We start from the raw sequence: 21923 nt of genomic DNA, 5'->3' as shown, positions 1-21923 counted from the left end.
AATGACCAAACTCGTTTTTTGTGCTGATGACTTCACCGGGGCGTCCGATACGCTGGCCACGCTGGCCCGGGCAGGACTTTCTGCACGCCTGTATCTGACTGCTCCGGATATGTCGGAACACAAAGACGACGTTGGTCACGGGTCACCGGGTTCAGACCCTGGCAGCCTCGATGCCTTTGGTGTTGCAACGTCGCTTCGTGCTATGGGGGTCGAAGACGGCGTTGCCACCATCGGCAAACTTTCAAGCCAGCTGGCAAAAGCCCGCTGTGGCATCTATCATTTCAAAATCTGCTCGACCTTCGACAGCGCACCGGAAACCGGCAATATTGCCACCGTTGCAGATCGTTATGCGCAGTCCGTTGGTGCAAAATGGAAAGCCATCATCGGCGGACAGCCGTCACTGCGCCGGTTCTGTTTCCTTGGCAATCTTTTTGCCGGTGTCGGTGCGGGACAAATCCACCGCATTGACCGCCATCCGGTGATGGCAAACCACCCGGTCACCCCGATGAGCGAGGCCGACCTTCGTCGCCATCTGGCAACACAGGGCTGGTCCAGTGTCGGGTTGATTGATTTCACCATGATCCGGCAAGGGCGCACCGCCCTGATTGCCGAAATCAAACGCCGGATCGCCACTGGCGAAACCGAAACCCTGTTTGATGTGTCAGATGAAAACGATCTTCTGACGATTGGCGAAGCCCTTCATGAGATCGCCACATCCGCCCCGATCCTGTGCATTGGTGCAAGCAGCGTCGCACAGGCCCTGTTTCCGTCATTCCCGCCCCTGCCGCAAAATGCTGCCAAAGCATCGCGGCGCGCAGGGCCGGTCTTTGCCTTTGCCGGAAGCAGATCACCCCTGACCGCCGAACAGGTGGCAAGCGCACAGAACTATGTCAAATACCGCGTGTCTCCATCTGATCTGCTTGATCCCGATGCCGTCAATCTGTTGAAAGACGAATGTCTTTCGGCCCTGAAAGACGGCAAGAACCTTCTGGTGTCGCTGTCTGATGACCGCAATCACACGATTGCCAGCCATGACCTTGCACAGGCCAGCGCGCGTTTCATCGCCGATATCAGCCGGTCGGTAGCACTTGGTTTCCTTTTGATTGCCGGTGGCGATACGTCAAGCCTTGCGGTTCAGGCCCTTGGCATTGACAGCCTGTCCTATGTTGCCGATTTCGATGCCGGTGCGCCGGTCATTCGTGCCCATGCCCAAACACATGACAGCGCACAGAACAGCCTTGATGGCCTGCCGATGCTGCTTAAGGGCGGGCAGATGGGCAAAGTCACCCTGTTTGACAATATCGCCAATCTGGCCATCGCCAAGGCTTAGCCGGGCGGTCTGTTGCCGCCTGTAAAATCCCCGAGCGATAAGGAATAAATTCCTTCGACTGCGTCCCGCCCCCCTGCTAGGATGGGTCATGATCCGACATCAGAAAATTTGGGCCGCCCTTGACCAGATCGCCAAAGATCACGGTTTGACACCGTCCGGTCTTGCGCGTCTGGCACAGCTTGACCCGACGACATTCAACCGGTCCAAACGCACCACCACACAGGGCAAGGCGCGCTGGCCCTCGACCGAAAGCATTTCCAAGGTGCTTGCGGTGACCGATGTCAGTTTCCGTGAATTTTCCGAACTGGTTGATGGCAATGGGGCCGGGCGCATCCCGGTGATCGGCTTTGCGCAGGCTGGCAATCAGGGATTTTTTGACGATGCCGGTTATCCGGTTGGCGGATCATGGGAAGACATCACTTTTCCGGCCCTGCATGATCCGACCGCCTATGGCTTGCGGATTTCCGGGGACTCAATGGCGCCGGTATTTCGCAATGGCGATCTGATCATTGTCAGCCCCGCATCAAACATCCGCCCCCATGACCGGGTTGTCGTCAAAACGGTTGATGGCGAAGTTCTGGCAAAGGAACTGATCCGGCGCGGCGCGCTTGGCGTCGAGCTGAAATCGTTCAACCCCGACTTTGAAGACCGGTTCATCCCCGCTGATCAGATTGACTGGGTCGCGCGCGTTTTATGGTGCAGTCAGTAACCCGCACAAAACCCGCGACAGGCACTGAAATGCCCCGCCATCGGCTTTTGCCAGATTCTGTTATATTTTTTTCATCCTGATCATCCGTGATTGCGTCGAAACCGTATTCAAAATCACGTTGCGCATCCTTACATTAAGGAGAAGACACACAGACGTGTCGCGCATGGGGGAAAGGGGAATTCGTTTGACGCTGCAACGCCGCTATATCTTGCGCGCTCTGGCGATTGCACTTGCCTATTTCCTTTTTGGTTATGCCGGTTTGCAACTGCCCTTTTTTGGCAGCAGCGTCACCCTTGTCTGGCCGCCATCCGGGATTGCGCTTGCCGCCCTGATTGTCTGGGGCTGGCGATATTTTCCAGCCGTCTTTATCGGGGCGCTGGCTGTTAACCTTGCGACGTCGCCATCCATTACCCTCGCCTTTCTGATCGCATCAGGCAATACCATTGCCGCCATCGGCCCGGCATTGCTTGTCCGGCGGTTTTGCGGGACCTACCCGATCGGCCTGTTCCGAAACATGCTGATTTTCCTGTCGCTCGGATGCGTGCTCAGCCCTGCCCTGTCCGCTCTTTTTGGCGCCACATCGCTCAGTCTTGTCGTGATCGGGAATTTTGGCCAGTTCCCGCAAATCTGGCAGGGCTGGTTCCTGGGGGATCTGGTCGGCGCAATTGTTGTCGGGCCACTTGTGATGCGCTTGATGAAATGGCGTCAGTTCGGCCGGATGGGCCAGCATTATGGTGAGCTGGTCTTTATCTGTGTTGCCGCCATCGTTATTTCCTCGGCGGTGCAGACCACACCACTGGTCTCGAAACCCGAATTTCTGTTCATCTTTGTCTCCCTGCCTTTTGTGATCTGGGGGGCGACGCGGTTCGGGCTTCTGGGTGCGACACTCGTCAATACCATCATTGTGGCTGACATCATTGTCTTTGCGGCCCTTGGCAACAATACATTCGGGTCGGTCGGGATCAATACCGGCCTTCGCAATCTTTATGGCTATCTGATCGCCGTATCGGTCGGGACCCTGTTCCTTGCAGGCGGACTGGAGCGCATTTCCTTTATCACGACGCGCGCACGTGACGGCCGCCTTTCTGATGACGTGCATCGCATGCGGCGCACCCTTTCGATCGTGATCGGTGTCATCGGTTTTGGCGTGTCGTCTCTGGCATCCTGGTACACCTATAGCCAGCTGGTTGCGGCAGAACGCGTGTCGACCGAACAATACCGGCTGGCCTTTGAGGCGTCCCTTCGCGAAGAACTTGGCCGTGCGACCGATGCACTGGTCGCGGTCAAAACGCTGTTTGACGTCCATGGCAGTGTTTCTGCCAATACGTTTGACGCAATGATTGCCCCCTGGGTCAGTCGCCGTCCGGGGATTGCCGCCCTTGAATGGGCGCCGTTTATCGAAGGCCGCGCCCGTGCGCTGATAGAAGAAAATGCCGCCTTGCGCGGAGTTCCGGATTTCCAGATCCGCGAACTGGTCGATGGCAAGCGACAAGCCGCCGCCCAGCGCGATGGGTATTACCCGATTTTCTTTGTGTTCCCGCGTTCAGGTAACGAAGCCGCTATCGGCTTTGATCTGGCCAGTGAGGAAACCCGCAGACGTGCGCTTGAGACCGCCCTTCTGACGGGAAATGTCACCCTGACCGAACCGATCAAACTGATTCAGTCAAACTCAGCGGTTGCCACTGCACTTGCCTTTTTGAGCGTTGAGAACCGGCGCAACCCCGATGGTCCGCCACTGGGACTTGCCGTGGGTGTCCTGCGCCTGACCGACATGATCACGCGGGCGGCGCGCGTGGCACGCATGCCGCTTGATTTTGAGATCCATCTGGCCGACCTGAAATCCAGATCCGACGCACAGCTGATCTATTCCAACCGGCCGACTGACTATGCCATTGACCATATTCAGCACGAACTTGAAAGACCGTTCAATCCGACTGTTTCAAATTTCACCTTTGGCTATCGCGACTGGACAATTGTCTTGCATCCGACCAAGTCCGCACTTGCCAGCCTGCATTACTGGCAACCTTGGGCGATCCTTGTATTTGGCAGCATGATCAGCATTCTGTTGCTGATTTATCTGCGGTCACTCAACCGCACGGAAAAATATGTTGTCGATCTGGTTGCCCGCCGGACCGAGGAACTTGAAAATGCAAGTACCGCTGCCGAACGGGCAATGAATCAGGCCCAGCAGGCCGACCGGGCAAAATCGGAATTCATCGCCCATATGAGCCACGAATTCCGATCCCCGATGACATCTATCCTTGGCTATACCGAACTTGCCAGTGACAGTCTGGACAACAAGGATTTTTCTGTCGAAACCTTGCGCGGATACCTGTCGACCATTCGCGGGGCGGGCCGTCATGTCCTGTCGCTGATCGGAGATGTTCTTGATATCTCCAAGATCGAGGCCGGACGCCTGATCCTTGAAGAAGTGCCCTTTGATCTGCGCGGGATTTGCGAGGAAGTCACATCAATGATGCTGGTGCCCGCACGCGCACAGAATAACCGGCTGCATCTTGAAATCCCGGCAGACATGCCGCGCTGGGTCACCGGTGATCCGGTCCGCTTCCGACAGGTCCTGACCAACCTTGTCTCCAATGCGATCAAATTCACCAAATATGGCAATATCCATGTCACCGTGACACCGACCACGGTCACCGATGATGACCTTGGTTTCCGCATTTCCGTGCGCGACGAAGGGATCGGCATTCCGGCCAACAAACTCGAAACCATTTTCGAGGCCTTTGCACAGGTCGAAACATCGACGTCACGCCGCTATGGCGGCACCGGGCTTGGGCTTGCGATCTGTCAGCGCATGGTTGAGGCAATGGGAGGCAAGATCAGGGTCGATAGCCAGGAAGGAACTGGCAGCACATTCTGGTTTGAATTGACCCTGCCGCGCAGCTCTGCTGCGGCGGCGGCGGAAAATGCGGAAATCGAAGCTCAAACCGACGAAGATCTTGAAAAGGTCCCGGTTACCGGCAGGAACCTGCTTCTGGTCGAGGATATCGAGATCAATCGCATCCTTGCCCAGAAACTCCTTGAACAGCAGGGGCACATCATCACCCCGGCAGCCAATGGTCAGGACGCCCTTGATATCCTTGCAAAACAGGATTTCGATGCGGTTCTGATGGATGTGCATATGCCCGTCCTTGACGGGATCGAAGCCACGCGACAAATCCGCGAATTTGATGACCCCGTAAAGGCCACCATCCCGATCCTTGCCCTGACGGCAGATATTTCCAATGACAATCTTGCCGTCTTCCGGGCAGCGGGATTTGACGCCCATTGCACCAAGCCGCTTGATATCAAGGCCATCAATAGCGAATTGATGCGCCTTGAAAGCCGGATGCTGGACAACCGACGCGCAGCACAGCAAAAAACCGCCCCCTGATCCTTTGATCCATTGCAACAGGGGCGGTACCGGACTTTATTTTTCAATCCCGGTCATCGCGCGCAATTCGGCGGCAACATTGGCCCCGGCAGTCAGGATAGGCGCGCCTTTTTCAAGGGCATCAGGCGCACCAAGATAATCATTGGCCCAGCCACCGGCCTCGCGCATCAAAAGGATGCCCGCCATGCAGTCCCACGGATTGATATGGGGTTCGTAATAACCGATCAACCGGCCCGCCGCGGCATAGGCCATCATCAACGCCCCTGATCCGTTGCGGATAAAGATGCCCTCACGGTCCAGCAAATCCTTGATGAAAGGCGTGATTTCATCACTGCTGGTGCGATGAGACATGCCAAGCCCCATCAGGCCCTCACTCACAGAATTTGCCGTACTGGCCTTGATCGGCTCGCCATTGGCCTCGGCCCCCTCGCCCAGTCGGGCGGTGAAAAGTTCCTTGTTGCAGGGCTGATAGATCAGGCCCAGCACGATTTCACCGGCCACAACCAGTGCAATGGAAATGCACCAGCTTGGCATCTGGTTGACAAAACAGGCTGTGCCGTCAATCGGGTCAATCACCCAAAGGCAGTCATTGCTGCCCTGCTCGATCCCCATTTCCTCGCCGAGAAATCCGTCTTCGGGAAAGGCATCATGAATGCGGTCACGAATGATTGCCTCGACATTCTTGTCGGCAATACTGACCATATCAAGGGCATTGGTCTTTGCCTCGATCTCAAGGTCACCGGCGGTGCCATCGTAATAGGACATCGCGCGCTTGCCCGCGGCCTTGATCACATCCCGAGCATGATCAAAGCGCGCGTTGATATCAAGTTTGATGTCACTGCCCATGATGGCTTCCTTTCGGGTAATGGTTCTGATCGGTAAATTTTGTTCATAATCAAACAGATATACAAAATCTGCAGCCCGCAGATATCGCAACTTTTCATGACAATTTTCAGGCAGCGCCAAATGCGATCTTTTCTTTGACCATCCTTGGGCAAAAATCCTATTCTCACCCCCGGAATTGACCGCCCCACCGGCAGCGCCGCGCCAAGCGGACGCGCACAAGACTGATCAGGAGTACAAGAATGGGCCACGCCGCCACTGATAGCACCCCCACCACCTGGACCTGGTACAAGGGCGAATGGCATGAGGGTAACCCGAACATCATGGGTCCGCAAACCCATGGTGTCTGGATGGCATCGACCGTGTTTGACGGTGCGCGCCGTATGAATGGCAAGATGCCCGACCTTTATCCGCATTGCGCGCGTGTGCTGCGCTCCGCCAAATTGATGGGTCTGACACCCAAAATCACGACCGAGGAAATTGTTGCCCTGGTCAAGGAAGGTGTTCAGAAATTCGATCCGGCACTTGCCCTTTATATCAAGCCGATTGTCTATGGTGGTGAAGGCTTCCTTGCCCCGAACCCCGACAGCGCGCAATTCGTGCTGTGTCTTTCGGTCTCTGACATTCCCGACGCCATCGAGACCGGCTTTACGGCACGCAAATCAAGTTTCCGCCGCCCGTCACCGGAAAGTGCCCCGACCGAGGCCAAGGCAGCCTGCCTCTATCCGAATGTCGGCCGTGCAGTGACCGAGGCGACCGAGTCCGGTTTTGATACCGGTGTGATGCTTGATCCGATTGGCAATGTGGCCGAGTTTTCCTATGCCAACCTGTTCTTTGCCAAGGATGGTACGGTCTATACCCCGGCCATCAATGGCACGTTCCTTAATGGTCTGACCCGTCAGCGCGTCATTGCCCTTCTGCGTGAAAACGGCGTCGAGGTTGTCGAGAAAACCTGCAAATACGAGGAACTCGAAGCTGCCGACGAAATCTTTGGCACCGGCAACTATTACAAGGTTGCACCCTGCGTCAAACTTGACGACCGCAACCTGCAGCCCGGCCCGATCACACGCCGCGCGCAGGAACTCTATATGGCTTTCACCGCGGCCAGCGAAGACTGACAGCCTGCGTATTCCAGACAAAAGGGCCGGTTATCCGGCCCTTTTTTATTGCCCGCCTTGTATCGCGGCCTTGATGCCACTGGGGAAGTTACTGTGCCAGCGGCACGGCAACGTTACTTCCGGCAACAAAGGGATATTTGGCAAAGATCGATGCCACTGCTGATCTGACTGTTTCATTAGGCGCCTCGCGCACCGAACTTGTCACACGCGCAACCGCCGTTCCTTCCCAGACCATCTGTCTGGTCACGCGGTTGACCATATCAACCGTCAGGGTTCCCTCGGTATAGGTATCGACATAACCGGGTTCGACATAGCCCGGCCAGCCAACATACATTCCGCTGCGATATCCGTAATAGCCGCCAACATAGACCGGCGGGGCTGTCCGCGTTTTTTCCTCGGTCTTGAGATGGAAATTGATCAGGATATCGGGATTGCGAATATCAACGCGATAGCCGCGCGCTTCAAGGGCGCTGCTTATGGCATCCTCGATCCGCTGCCCTGACAGGGTCTGATACCGGGCCTCGGTATCCTTGCCTGCGGATTCAATAAAGGCAAAGGTCTGGAACTGACCGAAATCGGCCGCCGGATCAACATCGGTATAGACGCGCGGGCCGCTTGCACAGGCCGCAAGCATTCCAGCCAGAAGCCCCGCAACCGCCAGTTTCAATCTTTGCATAATGTCGGCCCCTTTTTGTTCAGTACAGAACTGTCTTCAATATATGACGTTTGAACCCGACAATACCATCACCAGAAATTGGTTTCATGATGGCAATCATAAATTGCATCACAGCAATTGCTGCGCCGTCTGACGCAAATCCTCGATTTCGTCATCAAGGATGGCACGGTCATTCATCGCATGCGCAAGAATGATCGCCCCTTGCCAGCGCACAATAATCCGTCGTCCTTCGGTTTCGGCCTTTGTCGAGACCATGCCCGCTGCCACGAACTGTGTGGCCAGCCAGTCAACAAGGTCATCAAACACCGATTGTCCGATTGCGCGCGCATCATCAAAATCCGCATCCGGTGGCAGATCAATCATCAGGCGCGCTAACGGGCAGCCATGGCGCACCCGGCGCGGGGTCATGGCATCAAGATAATCAAAGAATTTGGCAACGCGTTCGCGGACCGAACCATCTGGCGCAATGCTGGCCAGAAGCGGTGCGAATTCACCCTGAATGGTTTCAAGTGCGGCGCGCGCCAGATCATGTTTCCTGGGGAACCGGTAAAACACCCCGCCTGCGGGCAATCCGGCTTCGTTGGCGACGGCCTGAATGGTGGCCGCGTGATATCCGTCGCGCCAGATCACATTCATTGCCGCACGGGCAAGCTTTGTCCGTTTTTCCTCGGAACTGAGTTTGCCCGCCATCACCGATCCTTATTCTGATCAATTAAGTAAGTTAACTAACTTGATATGTGAAACTCCAGATATTGTCAATGTGACATCAATCCTTCGCAGCCGTTCCCGCCGTTCCCGATACACTGGCCCTCGTAAAAATGCCGCCAGACGGATCTGGCGGCATATGCAGGTAGTTAAGATGTCTATCGGTTCAGCCCGGATCGTAACAACAAACCAAGATTGCGGGGATTTTCCCCGACCCGACGCCAGGCATAAGCCCACCAGTCATGCCCGAACGGCGCATAAAGCCGCAACCGGTATCCGGCATCACGCAATTCACGTTGCAAGGGCTGGTTCACGCCATACAGCATTTCAAATTCAAACCGGTCGCGCGTCCAACCATTCTGATCGGCAATTTGCCCGATCCGGATCGCAAGATCGCGATGATGGGTGCCAAACACCGGAAAGAACCCGGCATTGCGCGCAGCATCGGACAACATCCTGCCTGCAAGCTTCAGATAATTGGCATCGATATCGGGGCGCTTGGTAAAGGCCACCGCATCAGGCGGGGCCATGGCGCCCTTGACCAGCCGTACCATCGCCCCGCGCGCAATCATGCTCTCAAGATCGGTTTCTGTTCTGAACAGACGGGCCTGTAACGTCTGGGCGACCGGAATGCCCGCATCGGCAAGACGATGATGCAGGGCAAGCGTATCATCGATCATGTCGAAATCTTCCATATCGATCATTAATCGGATGGTGCGGTTATTTTTGCGCTGCGCGGTTCCGTTTGCCGCCGTTCGGATCAGTCGGGCAATGTCATCGACATTTTGATCAAGGACTTCCTTGCCCTGCATATAGCCAAGCTGCGACGGATCGATGGAAATATGAATATCCCCGCCCGCCTGATCGAGCTTGGGCACAAGCGCCCCCAGCTGTGCTGCTGTTTCATGGACCTGGGCAATGTCGGTGACATATTCGCCAAGATAAAAGCTTGATATTCCGATGCCCTGTTCGCGCAACCGGATGGCGCGCGCAACATGTCCTTCAATATTGCTCGCACTGACAAACTGGTCCGCGAGACCGGTCTTGCGTCCAATGGCCTCACCGGTGCGACGTATCGGCTTGTTGCAGGCAACAGCGATCATGCATTTCTGCCAGATACCCATTGATTACTCCTTCGTGGTGGCGAATATGCAGGTACCATGAAAGCCGATATTGCTTATTGAACGATATGCGCCACAGACCGGACAAATTTTGACGATTTACTGCGAAAATTGAACCCTTTGTCATTGCGGTGTATCACAGTCACGTCTGACACGATTTCAGAAACAATAAAACGGGAGCCCCCTTGAAAAACCGTCAATTCACGCTTGCTGACATTCGTAACGCCATCTCGGCCGGTGTCATCAGCGAAGAGTCTTTTACAAGGCTTGAAAGCTTCCTTGTCGCGCAATCGCATGAAGCCGCCGAAACCGAAAAATTCACCCTGTTTCGCGGTATGAATGACATCTTCATCGCGCTGGGCGTCGTGGCATTAAGTGTTGGCTGGTTCATCCTGTGGGGCATGCTGACCGAAAGCCCGGCCTTCTGGGTTGCACCGCTTCTGGCGATTGCCGGTTATGTCGCATTGGCTGAATATATCGCGGGCAAGCTCAAGGCGACCCTGCCGTCAATTGCGATCATGGCTGCCCTTGGCGCGACCATCATGCTGTATGCCATGGCGCTGTTTATGCCGTTTTACGGCACAGGAAGCGGCCTTTCGACCCTTGAAAGCATCATCGAATTTGGCGAGGAATCTGCCAATATTCTTGTGCTTGTGACCGTGATCGGCTTTGCCTTTCAGGTGGGCTTTTTCCTGCGATACAGATTGCCGGTATCCTTCGCACTGATTGCGGCGGGCATCCTTGGTGTGGCCTGGGCGGCACTGACGGCCGCCATCGGCCCGGCGATTGCCGACTATCTGAATTACCTGATCACCGCGACCGGGTTGCTGTTGCTTGTCCTTGGCGTCTTTATCGACAGCCGCGATCCCGAACGTATCAATGGCTGGGCGGAATGCGCGTTCTGGCTTTATGTGATGGGCGCACCGATGACCATCCATTCGGTTGCCATCGCCTATGAGGCATCGGCCTGGGTGATGGTTCCGCTGATTGCCCTTGCCATGCTGTTCTCGCTGGTCGTGGATCGCAGATCACCGATCATCAGTTCACTGATCTATGTCGGCTATCTGCTGCAATCGGGCTTTGAAGGTGTCGCCATCGACCCGTCTGTGACCATTGTTCTGGTCTGCTTTATCATTGGCGGCCTTGTCATGGCATTCGGGGTTGGCTGGCAAAAAGCCCGTCATGTCCTGCTTGCACCATTTGCCGACCAGCCCTGGCGGCGTTACCTGCCGCCAAGCTAAATCCACAAGACAGCATTCAAACAAAAAGGCCCGCATCATTTGACGCGGGCCTTACCTTTTTTTATCAAAACAGAACAACAAACATCAACTTTTAATTGAAAACCTGAAATGCCTTCAGCTAGAATATTAGAGAAACACAACATTAAGCCGCAATTGATCGGATACAACCAATGCTCAAAGTTGAAGGTTTAGATAAGCTCCAGAAACAGCTTAAAGAAGCGCAGCGCGCCTTGGAAGATATTGATGGTGAATTATGTACAGTATCTCTTGACCCACATGACCCAGAGAGCATTGCAATTGCAATTTCCAAAATGGAAACGTTAATTGACGAAAAAATGGGGAAATACTCAAAAAATCCATTCGTCGCACCAATGATTGAAGCATCAAAAGAACAGTTCAGAGCATCAATTCTGGAGAAAGCTTCTGAAGCTAGGATTGAAAATGAAACATGAAACAGGAATCTGATTTATTCGTTCAAATCAATAATGCTGTCTTGGATTTGCAACAGACCGATAGCCAGAATTTTCATCAACCACTAAAACGACTTGGCAGATTGTTGCAACATGATCAACTCAGGACGTTCAATCTAGAAATATCAAGAAATCTAAACCTTGATGATTTCATTAGTAAAAGCAATGAAACACAAGGAGGGTTTGTTGGGTCTGCTAAGTTAGTCTGGCCCGACGATGATTTGGAAATCTTGGGCTTACAGCTTTTGCTAGTCCTGAAATTCTCAGAGAAACCTGAGGAACTAATACACTTCTGTCACACATTTTTTTATAGCAACGGCAAGATATCAGGACACATTCAATCATTTGTAACAAAACTGATAATCCCTTTCATCAGAGACTATAAAGCGTTTGTAAAAAGCCAAGGAGAAATAGCTCCTGCACTAATTCCGAGTATATCAAAAAAGGTTTTTGTCGTTCACGGTCATGATGCGGAAGCTAGAGAATCTGTAGCCCGCTATATTGAAAAGCTTGGGCTTGAAGCAATAATCTTACATGAGCAAGCAAATCAGGGACGAACGATTATCGAAAAAGTAGAACACAGTTCCGATGTCGGTTTCGCAGTAGTTTTGCTAACACCTGACGATGTTGGAAAATCAGTTGGCGATCAAGATCTTGAGCCACGCGCCCGACAAAACGTCTTGCTAGAGCTAGGTTACTTTATTGGCCGATTACAACGAAGTCGCGTCTGCGCTCTAAAGAAGGGAAATGTAAGTATCCCTAGCGATTTCGCGGGAGTTGTCTGGGAAGAACTCGACCAAGCCGGCGCTTGGAAAACCAAACTTGCAAGAGAGCTCAGTGCTGCAGGATATACTATAGACTGGAACACCGTCATGCGCTGAGTTGACCTCATCCATGAAGAGTCAAAAATCACAAAAAAAGCCCGCATCATTTGATGCGGGCCTTTGTCATTTTACGTTCTGGTCGCTAATCAGGCGCTCAGATCTTCACCGGCAAGCGCGCGGTCGATCAGGGCAACGCTTTCGTCAATGCCATACAGGGCAATGAAGGAACCCATGCGCGGGCCCTGTTCCTGACCGAGCAGGATTTCATAAAGCGTTTTGAACCAGTCGCGCAGGTTCTCGTAATTGTGGTTTTTGCCAACCGTGAAGACCTCGGTCTGGATGTCAGACGGATCGGTGCCCGGTGCGACTTTGGCAAGCGTATCGCGCAGTTCGCGCAGGGCGGCCTGTTCGGCCTCGGTTGCGGCGCGGTATTTCTTCGTCGGTTTGACGAAGTCGCTGTAATAATTGATGGCATAGCCAACCAGCTTGTCGAGATACGGCGAGCTTTCCGGGGTGGCACCCTTGGCATAGCGCGAAATGAACTTCCACAGAAGCGCGCTGTCATCGGTGTTGCAGACCGAAACAAGGTTCAGCAAAATCCCAAAGGACAGCGGAATTTCGCGATCCGGTGCCGTACCGGCATGGATGTGCCAGGCCGGGTTCTGAAGGATTTTTTCCGGGTCGGTTTCGGTTTTCAGCTTTTCGGCAAAGGTCAGATATTCATCCACGGTTTTCGGGATGACATCGAAATACAGACGCTTTGCGGTTTTCGGTTTCTGGAACATGAACAGCGACAGGCTGTCTTCCGGCGCATATTTCAGCCAGTCTTCCATCGAAAGACCATTGCCCTTGGATTTCGAAATCTTCTGGGCGTTCTCGTCAAGGAACAGCTCGTAGTTAAAGCCTTCTGGCGGCGTACCGCCAAGGGCCTTGACGATCTTGTTGCCAAGCTCAACCGACGGAATAAGGTCCTTGCCAGCCATTTCGTAATCAACACCCAGCGCATACCAGCGCATCGCCCAGTCGGGTTTCCACTGCAATTTGCAGTTCCCGCCAGTAACCGGGGTTTCGACAAGCTTGCCGGTTTCCGGATGCTCGTAAACGATGGTCCCGGCTTCAACATTAAGCTCAGTCACCTTGGCCATCAGAACCTTGTTGGTCCCCGGTTCGACCGGCATGAACGGGCTATAGGTCGCGCGGCGTTCTTCACCAAGGGTCGGCAGCATGATTTTCTGGATCGCGTCATAGCGTTCCAGAAGACGCAAAAGAGCGGCATCAAACATGCCCGAACGGTAACATTCGGTCGAAGATTTGAATTCATATTCAAAGCCGAAACCGTCAAGGAATTCACGCAGCTTGGCATTGTTATGATGCGCAAAGCTCTCGTGGGTGCCAAACGGGTCCGGAACGCTGGTCAGCGCCTTGCCAAGATGCTCGGCAACCATTTCCTTGTTCGGTATATTGTCCGGTACCTTGCGCAGGCCGTCCATATCGTCCGAGAAGCAGAAAAGCTTGGTCGGGATATCGCACATGGTTTCAAACGCACGGCGGACATAAGTCGTACGCGCAACTTCACCAAAGGTCCCGATATGCGGAAGCCCCGACGGACCATAACCGGTTTCAAAAAGGACATAGCCCTTTTCAGGCGCCTTCTGTTTATACCGCTTGACCAGCTTGCTGGCTTCCTGAAAGGCCCAGACGTTGCTGTTAAGTGCGGCATCTCGAAGATCGGCTGTCATTTTTGAAACCTTGTTTGTCAGTTGTATCGTTGAAATCACATGGAAATCTTATGCACGCCCGATCACCCGGATCGCGTGCGTGCGCGAAGCTATACCTCACTTTGTCCCAAGATCAAGCCTCTGTTACGCATGGCTGCCAAATAATCGCGGAACGCATGGTAATTTTTGCAGCCCTTCTCCACATAAAACAGGCATGGGAAAAACCTAAACAGAGGCCCCATGCACCCCTATGCGTAAGTGTAGTTGAATTCCGGCCATACCGTCCAGATATCCAACCCAAGCGCGCACTCGGAAAAGAATTTAAATTTTTCGCACAATATCCGCACGCAATAACGCAGATAAGAACTGATCAAAAACCATACGGAAAGATAAAGCCACGACCGGATTCAGTTTGATGTTTTCGTGTTGTTATGGGGAGCCACAACAAGGTGACGCACGATCAGGTCGTCCAACAAGGAAGCGACGAGCTTTCGCCAGACAGTGCCGATCAGAGATTTGAACGCGTGGTCGAATACGCACCAAATGCCATGATCCTGATCAGCGCAGGAGGCCTTATGGAAATGGTCAACGCCCAGACCGAAATCATTTTCGGTTATGCGCGATCCGAATTGCTTGGCCAACCGATTGAAATGCTGGTGCCCGAACGGTTTCGCGCGCGCCACCCGGCCCTGCGCGGGTCGTTTTCAAAAAACCCGAACCCGCGTCCGATGGGCCCGGGCAGGGATTTATATGCCTTGCGCAAGGATGGCAGCGAGTTCCCGGTCGAAATCGGCCTGAACCCGATCACCAGCGGCGACCGCCACCAGATCCTTGCGGCGATTTCCGACATTTCCGAACGCAAGCATCGCGAAGAACAGATCGCGCGATCCCTTCGTGAAAAGGAAACCCTGCTTTCCGAGGTCCATCACCGGGTCAAAAACAACCTGCAGATCGTGCATAGTCTTCTGGATATGCAAACCAGCTCTGTCATGGACAGCCAGGCCCGTCAGGCGCTGATTGACAGTTGCAACCGCGTGCGATCAATGGCGCAAATCCACCAGTCGCTGTATCAAAGCGAAGACATCGCCAAGGTCAATTTCGCCAATTTCTGCGAAGGCCTTATTTCATCGCTTTTTGCCGCCTATAATATCGACATCGAACGCATCCGCGTCATTACCGACCTGACGGAAGTCGAGCTGGCCATTGATCAGGCTGTTCCATGTGGGCTGATTGCCAATGAATTGATTTCCAATGCACTGAAACACGGCTTTTCTGACGGTTACAGTGGCGAAATCCGGGTCTCCACACGCATGGAGACCGAAAATGTCGTGGAACTTTGCGTTTCAGATACCGGGCGCGGCATGCCCAAGGATTTCAACATGTCGACAAATAGCGGCCTTGGCTTGCAGCTGATTGAATTGCTGGTCGATCAGATTGGCGGAAATCTGGTCGTTGATACTTCAAGGGACACCACCTTCATCATCCGGTTTACTCTGGGAAACTGAAAAGGAACTGATCTGGGATGCATCATCCGGTCCATGTCATGATTGTCGAGGATGAACGCGTAATTGCCCTGCATTTGCGCAAGCAACTCGAACGACTGGGCTATGAGCGCACAAGCGTTCATAACGCCGGCTATGATGCACTCAAGGCAATCGAGCGCGATCCGCCCGACATCATCCTGATGGATATCCGCATTGATGGCGATATTGACGGTATTGAAACGGCTGCAGGCATTCCACCGCACCTGTTGATCCCGGTGATCTATCTGTCTGCCCATTCCGAAGACGCCACCCTTGTCCGTGCGCAGAAAACCCGTCCCTATGGTTTTCTGATCAAGCCGTTTTCCGAACGCGAACTGCATGCCACCATTCAGATGGCCCTTGAACGTCGCGTTGCCGAACTGGCCCTTCGCGATACGCAGCAACGTCTGTCACTGGCAATGACAGCCGCCCAGATGAGTTGCTGGGAAATTGATGTTGCCACCCGTCAGGTCCAGCGCACCGGCCTTGGCAGTTTCAGCCACCTTCAGGAAACCGAAACCATCACCGAAAGCTGGGATGATTTCCTTGAACGGGTGGCCCCCGAAGATCGCGCCATGGTCCGCAAGGCCTTTACCTTTGCCATTCACAATGGCGAGTTCTACGACATCGTTTTTCGCACCATTGATGAAGAACGCGGATATCGCTGGCTGCGTGCACGCGGCAAACTGTTTCCCGCGGATCGCACCAGCGCGATGCGCATCATCGGCATGACCCAGGACATCACCGATCAACGCCATACCCAGGATAAATTGCGCGAAGCCATGGCGGTCTATGAGACCACGCAGGACGGCATCCTTATTCTTGATCCCAAACTGAATGTCACCAATGCCAACAAGGCCTATTACCGGATTACCGGGGCCAATGCCAAAAACACGCTCCATCATCCGCCCTATTTCATAACCCCTGAAAAGCTGCCCGCAGAACAGTACAAGGAACTGCTTCTGGCCTTGCAAAATCGCAAACACTGGCATCAGGATATTGATACCCAGAATACGGGCGGCGGTCCGATATCGCTGGCGATCCAGATCATCGGGGTCGAGGATGATGACGGTAAACTGACCCATTTCGTTGCCATCGTTTCGGATCGCACCGCCATCCGGCAAGCCGAACAGGAATTGCATTACCTTGCACAGTATGACGGCCTGACCAGCCTGCCCAACCGTCTGCTGGCCACCGACCGCCTGAACCGGGCGATCGAGCGTTCCGAACAAACCGGCTCGATTGTCGCCTGTCTGTTTCTTGATATTGATGATTTCAAGAATATCAATGACACGCTGGGTCATGCGGCAGGCGATCAGGTGATCCTGATTGCCTCGACCCGTATCAGGGCAGTGACAGAGCGCACCGACACCATTTCGCGTCTTGGCGGGGATGAATTCCTGATCATTCGCGAAAATCTCAAAAGCGAGGTCGCGGCGGCAAATCTTGCCAACAAGATCATTCAGGAACTCGAACGCCCGTTTTACATTGTCGGTCAGGAAATGACGCTTTCGGCCAGCATCGGCATATCTTTCTATCCTAACCATGCGTCCTCCTCACAGGACCTGATCCGGCTTGCCGATACCGCGATGTATGCAGCGAAGGATCGTGGCAGACGGACCTATGCGTTCTATGAAACTGAAATGACCGAGAACGCCACCCATTACATGACCAGATCGCTTGAATTGCGGCGCGGCCTTGAAAACAATGAACTGGTCCTGCATTACCAGCCACAGATCGATGCAAGAACCGAACAGATGGTCGGTGTCGAAGCGCTTCTGCGCTGGAACCATCCCCAGCACGGCCTTCTTGGCCCGGCGGAAATCATCCCGATTGCCGAACAAAGTGGCCTGATTGTTGAAATCGGGAACTGGGTCATTCGCGAAGCCTGCTCACAGGCCCGCCAATGGCAGGACGAGTTTGACAAGAAAATCCGCGTTGCCGTGAATGCTTCGGTTCGGCAGTTACGATCAGAGGGCTTTGCCGAAGCTGTCCAGCACGAGCTTGCCCTGTCGGGCCTGCCCGCCGAATTCCTTGAAATTGAAGTCACCGAAAGCATGATCCAGGACGAAGCGTCAATGATCAAGACGCTGCATGAATTGCGCGAAGTCGGCGTGTTGCTTGCGATTGATGATTTCGGGACCGGCTATTCCTGTCTGCGGTCGATCAAAAGCCTGCCGATCAAACGCATCAAGATTGACCGCGCCTTTATCAAGGGCATTCCCGACAAGACCGATGATGTCGCACTGGTCGAGGCCATGCTTGCCATGGCCGGGTCGCTTGGCCTGCTTGTCACGGCCGAGGGCGTTGAAACCCGTGAACAATACACCTTCCTTCGTGCCATCGAAGGCATCGAGTTGCAGGGCTATCTGTTTGGCAAACCTGTCCCTGCGTCAGAAATCACTGCCGACACCTCCCCCAAGGCAAAGTTTTCATAAATCCGTCCCATATCGCCCGACCCCGCCGAACGCCCCCAAAAGCATTGTCCTTTCCCAATACTTCCGATCAGGTTTCAGCAACTTGTCGATGTAAATTCACTTGCAAGTTATTGAATTAACGGCTGGTGTCGCCATATGCGATAAATCTCACCAAAGCATAGGTCGGAAGGACGGCTGCATGAATCTCTCCTCCTTGTCGCTTGGCGCAAAGCTCACGCTTGTCAGTGCGTTTGCCATTGCTGTTTGCCTGATTGCGGGCATTACCCTGCAAACCATTCAAACCAGCAAGACGACAGAACAGTTGACGGTGGGTGAGGCGCGCGGCGTTGCCAAACACCATGCCGAACAGGCCAGTCAGGTTCTCAATAGCGGCATGTCGATTGCCAGACAGCTTGCCGGCGGTTTCCGTGCCATCCGTGAACAGGGCGGCGCAGACCGCAAGGTCTATAACGAAATTCTCAACCGCACCCTGATTGATTACCCGTCGCTTGCCGGTGCCTGGTCGGGGTTTGAACCCGATGCCCTTGATGGCAAGGATGCCGACTACAAGGACGAAGGTGAGCCGTTTGGCGAAGGATCAGGACGCTATGTCACCTATTTTTATAATTTCGGTGACGGCATTACGCCCTATCATCTGACCGGCCTTGATGACCCGTCGGTCAATGAATATTACACCTCGCCGCGTGACACCAATAAACCCTATGTCACCGATGCCATCACCTATGACATTCAGGGCCGTGATGTTGTTCTGACATCCTTTGTCTATCCGGTGCAGGACAAATCAGGAAAATTCCTTGGAGTTCTGGGCGTTGATCTTGAACTGAATGCGCTTTCCGAACGCTTTGCCGAACTGACACCGTTTGAAACGGGAACGGTCAATCTGGTTTCGGCACAAGGCACCTGGGTTGCCCACGAAGATCCGGCCATTCGCGGCACCAAGCTTGACGCCAATGACCCGGTTCAGGCCACCATCCTCGAAGTGATGAAAAGTGGTGAACCGCAGCGCATCGACGATGACAAAGACATGCATATGATCGTGCCGGTGGAAATTTCAGGTTACCCCAATCAGTGGGGTGTGGTCGTCAATGTGCCGCTTGCCACTGTCTTTGCCCCGGCAGACAATCTGCGCGATGCAACCCTGATTGGCGGTGTGGTCCTTTTGTCAATTGTGATTGCAGTTGTGCTGTTTTCGACCACCACGATGGTGCGTCGCCCGATGACATCTGTTGCCGGGGTGATTGACCATCTGCAAAAGGGCAATTTCGCCATCGACGTGCCCTATCTTGAGCGCAATGACGAAATCGGTGCCATTGCCAAGGCACTTGAAGCCTTCAAGGAAGCATCGGCTGGCATGCAGCAGGCCGAACGCGAAAAGCTTGAAGCCGAACAGCGCGCCAGCGAGGAACGCAATCGCACCCGGCTGCAAATGGCTGACGAGTTTGAAAAGTCGGTCGGCTCGATTGTCGTCAATGTGTCTGACAGTGCTGAAAACATGGAAAAGGTTTCCCGCCAGATGCGCAATGCCGCAGATCAAAGCGCTGAACAGGCCGTTGTCGTTGCCGCCGCCGCTGACGAAGCCAGTGCCAATGTTCAGACCGTGGCATCCGCGACCGAGGAACTGTCTGCCTCCATTCAGGAGATCAGTTCGCAAGTGGCAAAATCGTCTGATATTTCCAGCACCGCTGTTGAAGAAGCATCGCGGGCCAATGCCATGGTCACCGGCCTTGCCGAGGCTGCGGACCGCATTGGCGAAGTCGTCAGCCTGATCAACGATATCGCAGCCCAGACCAACCTGTTGGCCCTGAACGCCACCATCGAGGCTGCGCGTGCCGGTGAAGCAGGCAAAGGCTTTGCCGTTGTTGCACAGGAAGTCAAAAACCTTGCCAACCAGACCGCCAAGGCAACCGATGAAATTGCCCAGCAGATCGGATCCATCCAGTCCGAAACCCAGAACACTGTTGGCGCGATTGAACGGGTGACCGAGACGATTTCAAACATCAATGAAATCGCCACCGCCATTGCATCTGCCGTTGAACAGCAGGGTGCCGCCACAGCCGAGATTTCGGGCAATGTTCAGCAAGCTGCGGCGGGCACGAACGAGGTGTCATCCTCAATCGGGATCGTGCGCAATACGTCGCAAGAAACCGGCGAAGCAGCATCAAACGTCCAGGTCGGGGCAACCCAGCTTGCACAGGAAGCCCGCAATCTTGATGCACAGGTCAAAAACTTCCTTGATCGTCTGCGCAACATCTAGGCGCACGACAGGCGGACATCACACAAAATTAAACGGCGGCACTCCTCGCGGGTGCCGTCATTTTGTTGATAGCAATCCCGTTCGGTGGTTGAATTGCTTTTCGATACAAAGACCTTGCGCCCTTATTCAAGGAATACTCCGATGCTGCCACTTCCTGTGACGACTGTGACCGTTGCGATATTTGCCCTGATGCTGACTGTGCTGAGCCTTGCTGTATCGTTCAGGCGGCGTGACCTTAATCTGGCGGTCGGAGATGGCGATGATCGCATCTTGCGCCGTCGCATCCGCACCCATGGCAACTTTATCGAGAACGCGCCGCTTTGTGCGCTGGTTGTCCTTGCGGTTGAAGCCATTCTGGCAACATCGGACATGGTCTGGGTTGTGGCCGGTCTGCTGATTGCTGCACGTGTCCTGCATGTCATCGGCACATTCAAGCGCCTCAACAAGCGTCTGGTGGCCCCGGCCATGGTGATCCAGCATGTGACCATGATGATTTGCGCAATCTGGCTACTGGTGCAAAGCTTTCACAATGTAATGGGCGGGATGATGTGATGACCGATCCGGTCAAAATGTCCGGCGTGCCTGCCAAAATCGCAACCTGCCCTGCCCCGGCGCGTCAGATACTGACCCAGATCAGAAACTGGGTTCATAGCCTTGCCGCCGGGATGGATGGTGTGGGGCCGCTTGATGAAAGCCTTAAATGGGGCGAGCCCGCCTGGCGTCCGAAATCGGGGGCCGGCACCACCATTCGCGCAGACTGGAAGGCAAAAACCCCCGATCAGGTCATGATCTTTTTTGACTGCAAGACCGATCTGATCGACCGCACGCGCAGCCTGCTATCATCCGAACTGACCTGTGAAGGCAACCGGGCGATCATCCTGCCCCTTGACCGCCCCTTACCGGAAGACGCGATCAAAACCGCACTTGGCTGGGCGCTTCGATATCATCTGGATCGCAAGGCATCCTGATCGAAAGCGGGCCTATTTCGCAGCCGCCGCCAGCGTATCACGCATTGCCTGCAGATCACTGTTCAGGCGCTTGGCCGTTTCGATATCAAGCCCGGTCGCCTCAAGAATGCAGGGCGGGACTTCACGCGCCTTTTCCCGCAACGCCTTGCCCGCGTCGGTCAGGTTGATGCGCACAGACCGCTCGTCTTTCGGATCGCGCTTGCGCATGACAAGGCCATTGGCCTCCAGCCGTTTCAAAAGCGGGGTCAACGTACTTGATTCCAGATACATCTTTTCCCCGATACTGCTGACCGACTGATCATCTTCCTGCCAAAGCGTAACCATCACCAGATATTGCGGATAGGTCAGGCCAAGCGCATCAAGCAGCGGCTTGTAAATACGGTTAAAGGCATGGGTTGCAGAATAAACCGAAAAGCACAGAAACTTTTCAAGCTGCAAAAAGTCTTGGTTTGATGTGTTTTCCATCGGTTCATCCTGTCTGAAACGGGGCGGGATCTGGCATATGCCGGATCATTACGACTTGTCTTGACATATATCGGCATGCGGGTCGGGTCAAATATCTGCGGCGACTTTCAACACGACATCCACATA

Annotated in this window: 18 protein-coding genes; 12 read left to right on the top strand and 6 right to left on the bottom strand. The window is 54.2% G+C overall.

All coding sequences use genetic code 11. From position 1 onward, the window contains the following. Position 1: 1 nt before the first annotated feature. From TH30_RS13705 to TH30_RS13695, 3 genes are all read left to right on the top strand, one after another. Entirely contained in the window at positions 2 to 1330 is a 1329-nt protein-coding gene (locus TH30_RS13705) for a four-carbon acid sugar kinase family protein (protein ID WP_181850286.1), read from the top strand. Positions 1331 to 1418: 88 nt separating this feature from the next. Beyond that, complete coding sequence (locus TH30_RS13700) at positions 1419 to 2039, top strand: LexA family transcriptional regulator (RefSeq protein WP_114098649.1); 621 nt, start codon at positions 1419 to 1421, stop codon at positions 2037 to 2039. A gap of 184 nt (positions 2040 to 2223) precedes the next feature. Next, complete coding sequence (locus TH30_RS13695) at positions 2224 to 5433, top strand: CHASE domain-containing protein (protein ID WP_258548729.1); 3210 nt, start codon at positions 2224 to 2226, stop codon at positions 5431 to 5433. A 36-nt stretch (positions 5434 to 5469) separates the two neighbouring features. Here TH30_RS13695 and TH30_RS13690 read toward each other — a convergent pair whose 3' ends face one another. After that, positions 5470 to 6279: an inositol monophosphatase family protein gene (locus tag TH30_RS13690; protein WP_114098687.1), complete on the bottom strand. Its 810-nt coding sequence runs from the start codon at positions 6277 to 6279 to the stop codon at positions 5470 to 5472. A 239-nt stretch (positions 6280 to 6518) separates the two neighbouring features. On the opposite strand from TH30_RS13690, the gene TH30_RS13685 reads away from it, so the two are divergent. After that, positions 6519 to 7394 carry a branched-chain amino acid aminotransferase gene (locus tag TH30_RS13685; protein ID WP_114098647.1) on the top strand — a complete coding sequence of 292 codons (876 nt, stop codon included), beginning with the start codon at positions 6519 to 6521 and terminating at the stop codon, positions 7392 to 7394. Between the two features lie 88 nt (positions 7395 to 7482). Here the strand turns inward: TH30_RS13685 and TH30_RS13680 are convergent, their stop codons facing one another. The 3 genes from TH30_RS13680 to TH30_RS13670 all read right to left on the bottom strand — a co-directional run bounded on the left by TH30_RS13680 (position 7483) and on the right by TH30_RS13670 (position 9899). Further along, complete coding sequence (locus TH30_RS13680) at positions 7483 to 8070, bottom strand: DUF4136 domain-containing protein (protein WP_114098646.1); 588 nt, start codon at positions 8068 to 8070, stop codon at positions 7483 to 7485. 108 nt (positions 8071 to 8178) lie between these two features. Continuing rightward, the gene (locus tag TH30_RS13675) at positions 8179 to 8760 is read right to left on the bottom strand and encodes a TetR/AcrR family transcriptional regulator (protein ID WP_114098645.1); all 582 of its coding nucleotides are present in this window, start codon (positions 8758 to 8760) and stop codon (positions 8179 to 8181) included. Between the two features lie 173 nt (positions 8761 to 8933). After that, the gene (locus TH30_RS13670; protein WP_114098644.1) at positions 8934 to 9899 is read right to left on the bottom strand and encodes a proline dehydrogenase family protein; all 966 of its coding nucleotides are present in this window, start codon (positions 9897 to 9899) and stop codon (positions 8934 to 8936) included. A 182-nt stretch (positions 9900 to 10081) separates the two neighbouring features. On the opposite strand from TH30_RS13670, the gene TH30_RS13665 reads away from it, so the two are divergent. From TH30_RS13665 to TH30_RS13655, 3 genes are all read left to right on the top strand, one after another. Further along, on the top strand, positions 10082 to 11137 hold the full coding sequence (locus TH30_RS13665) for a hypothetical protein (RefSeq protein WP_114098643.1): 1056 nt from the start codon (positions 10082 to 10084) through the stop codon (positions 11135 to 11137). A 170-nt stretch (positions 11138 to 11307) separates the two neighbouring features. Next, complete coding sequence (locus TH30_RS13660; RefSeq protein ID WP_114098642.1) at positions 11308 to 11589, top strand: hypothetical protein; 282 nt, start codon at positions 11308 to 11310, stop codon at positions 11587 to 11589. Continuing rightward, positions 11586 to 12488, top strand: coding sequence for a TIR domain-containing protein (locus tag TH30_RS13655; RefSeq protein WP_114098641.1), 903 nt, complete (start codon positions 11586 to 11588; stop codon positions 12486 to 12488). Before TH30_RS13660 ends, TH30_RS13655 begins: the two co-directional genes overlap by 4 nt. 89 nt (positions 12489 to 12577) lie before the next feature. Here TH30_RS13655 and TH30_RS13650 read toward each other — a convergent pair whose 3' ends face one another. Beyond that, positions 12578 to 14170, bottom strand: coding sequence for a lysine--tRNA ligase (locus tag TH30_RS13650; protein WP_114098640.1), 1593 nt, complete (start codon positions 14168 to 14170; stop codon positions 12578 to 12580). Between the two features lie 428 nt (positions 14171 to 14598). Between TH30_RS13650 and TH30_RS13645 the strand changes: the two genes are divergently transcribed. From TH30_RS13645 to TH30_RS13625, 5 genes are all read left to right on the top strand, one after another. Beyond that, entirely contained in the window at positions 14599 to 15654 is a 1056-nt protein-coding gene (locus TH30_RS13645; RefSeq protein ID WP_258548728.1) for a sensor histidine kinase, read from the top strand. Between the two features lie 17 nt (positions 15655 to 15671). Beyond that, positions 15672 to 18110: a two-component system response regulator gene (locus tag TH30_RS13640; RefSeq protein WP_114098638.1), complete on the top strand. Its 2439-nt coding sequence runs from the start codon at positions 15672 to 15674 to the stop codon at positions 18108 to 18110. 178 nt (positions 18111 to 18288) lie between these two features. After that, a complete protein-coding gene (locus TH30_RS13635; RefSeq protein WP_114098637.1) occupies positions 18289 to 20364 on the top strand; it encodes a methyl-accepting chemotaxis protein in 2076 nt (691 codons plus the stop codon). Between the two features lie 141 nt (positions 20365 to 20505). Then, the gene (locus TH30_RS13630) at positions 20506 to 20916 is read left to right on the top strand and encodes an MAPEG family protein (RefSeq protein ID WP_114098636.1); all 411 of its coding nucleotides are present in this window, start codon (positions 20506 to 20508) and stop codon (positions 20914 to 20916) included. After that, positions 20916 to 21332, top strand: coding sequence for a DUF1801 domain-containing protein (locus TH30_RS13625; protein WP_114098635.1), 417 nt, complete (start codon positions 20916 to 20918; stop codon positions 21330 to 21332). Before TH30_RS13630 ends, TH30_RS13625 begins: the two co-directional genes overlap by 1 nt. A gap of 12 nt (positions 21333 to 21344) precedes the next feature. Here TH30_RS13625 and TH30_RS13620 read toward each other — a convergent pair whose 3' ends face one another. Continuing rightward, complete coding sequence (locus TH30_RS13620; RefSeq protein ID WP_114098634.1) at positions 21345 to 21797, bottom strand: MarR family winged helix-turn-helix transcriptional regulator; 453 nt, start codon at positions 21795 to 21797, stop codon at positions 21345 to 21347. Positions 21798 to 21923: the final 126 nt, after the last annotated feature.

Origin of the sequence: Thalassospira profundimaris (assembly GCF_003326795.1) — a bacterium.
GTDB lineage: Bacteria > Pseudomonadota > Alphaproteobacteria > Rhodospirillales > Thalassospiraceae > Thalassospira > Thalassospira profundimaris_C.
The sequence above is the reverse complement of the archived record's forward strand: the minus strand, read 5'-3'. Positions and strand labels throughout refer to the sequence as shown.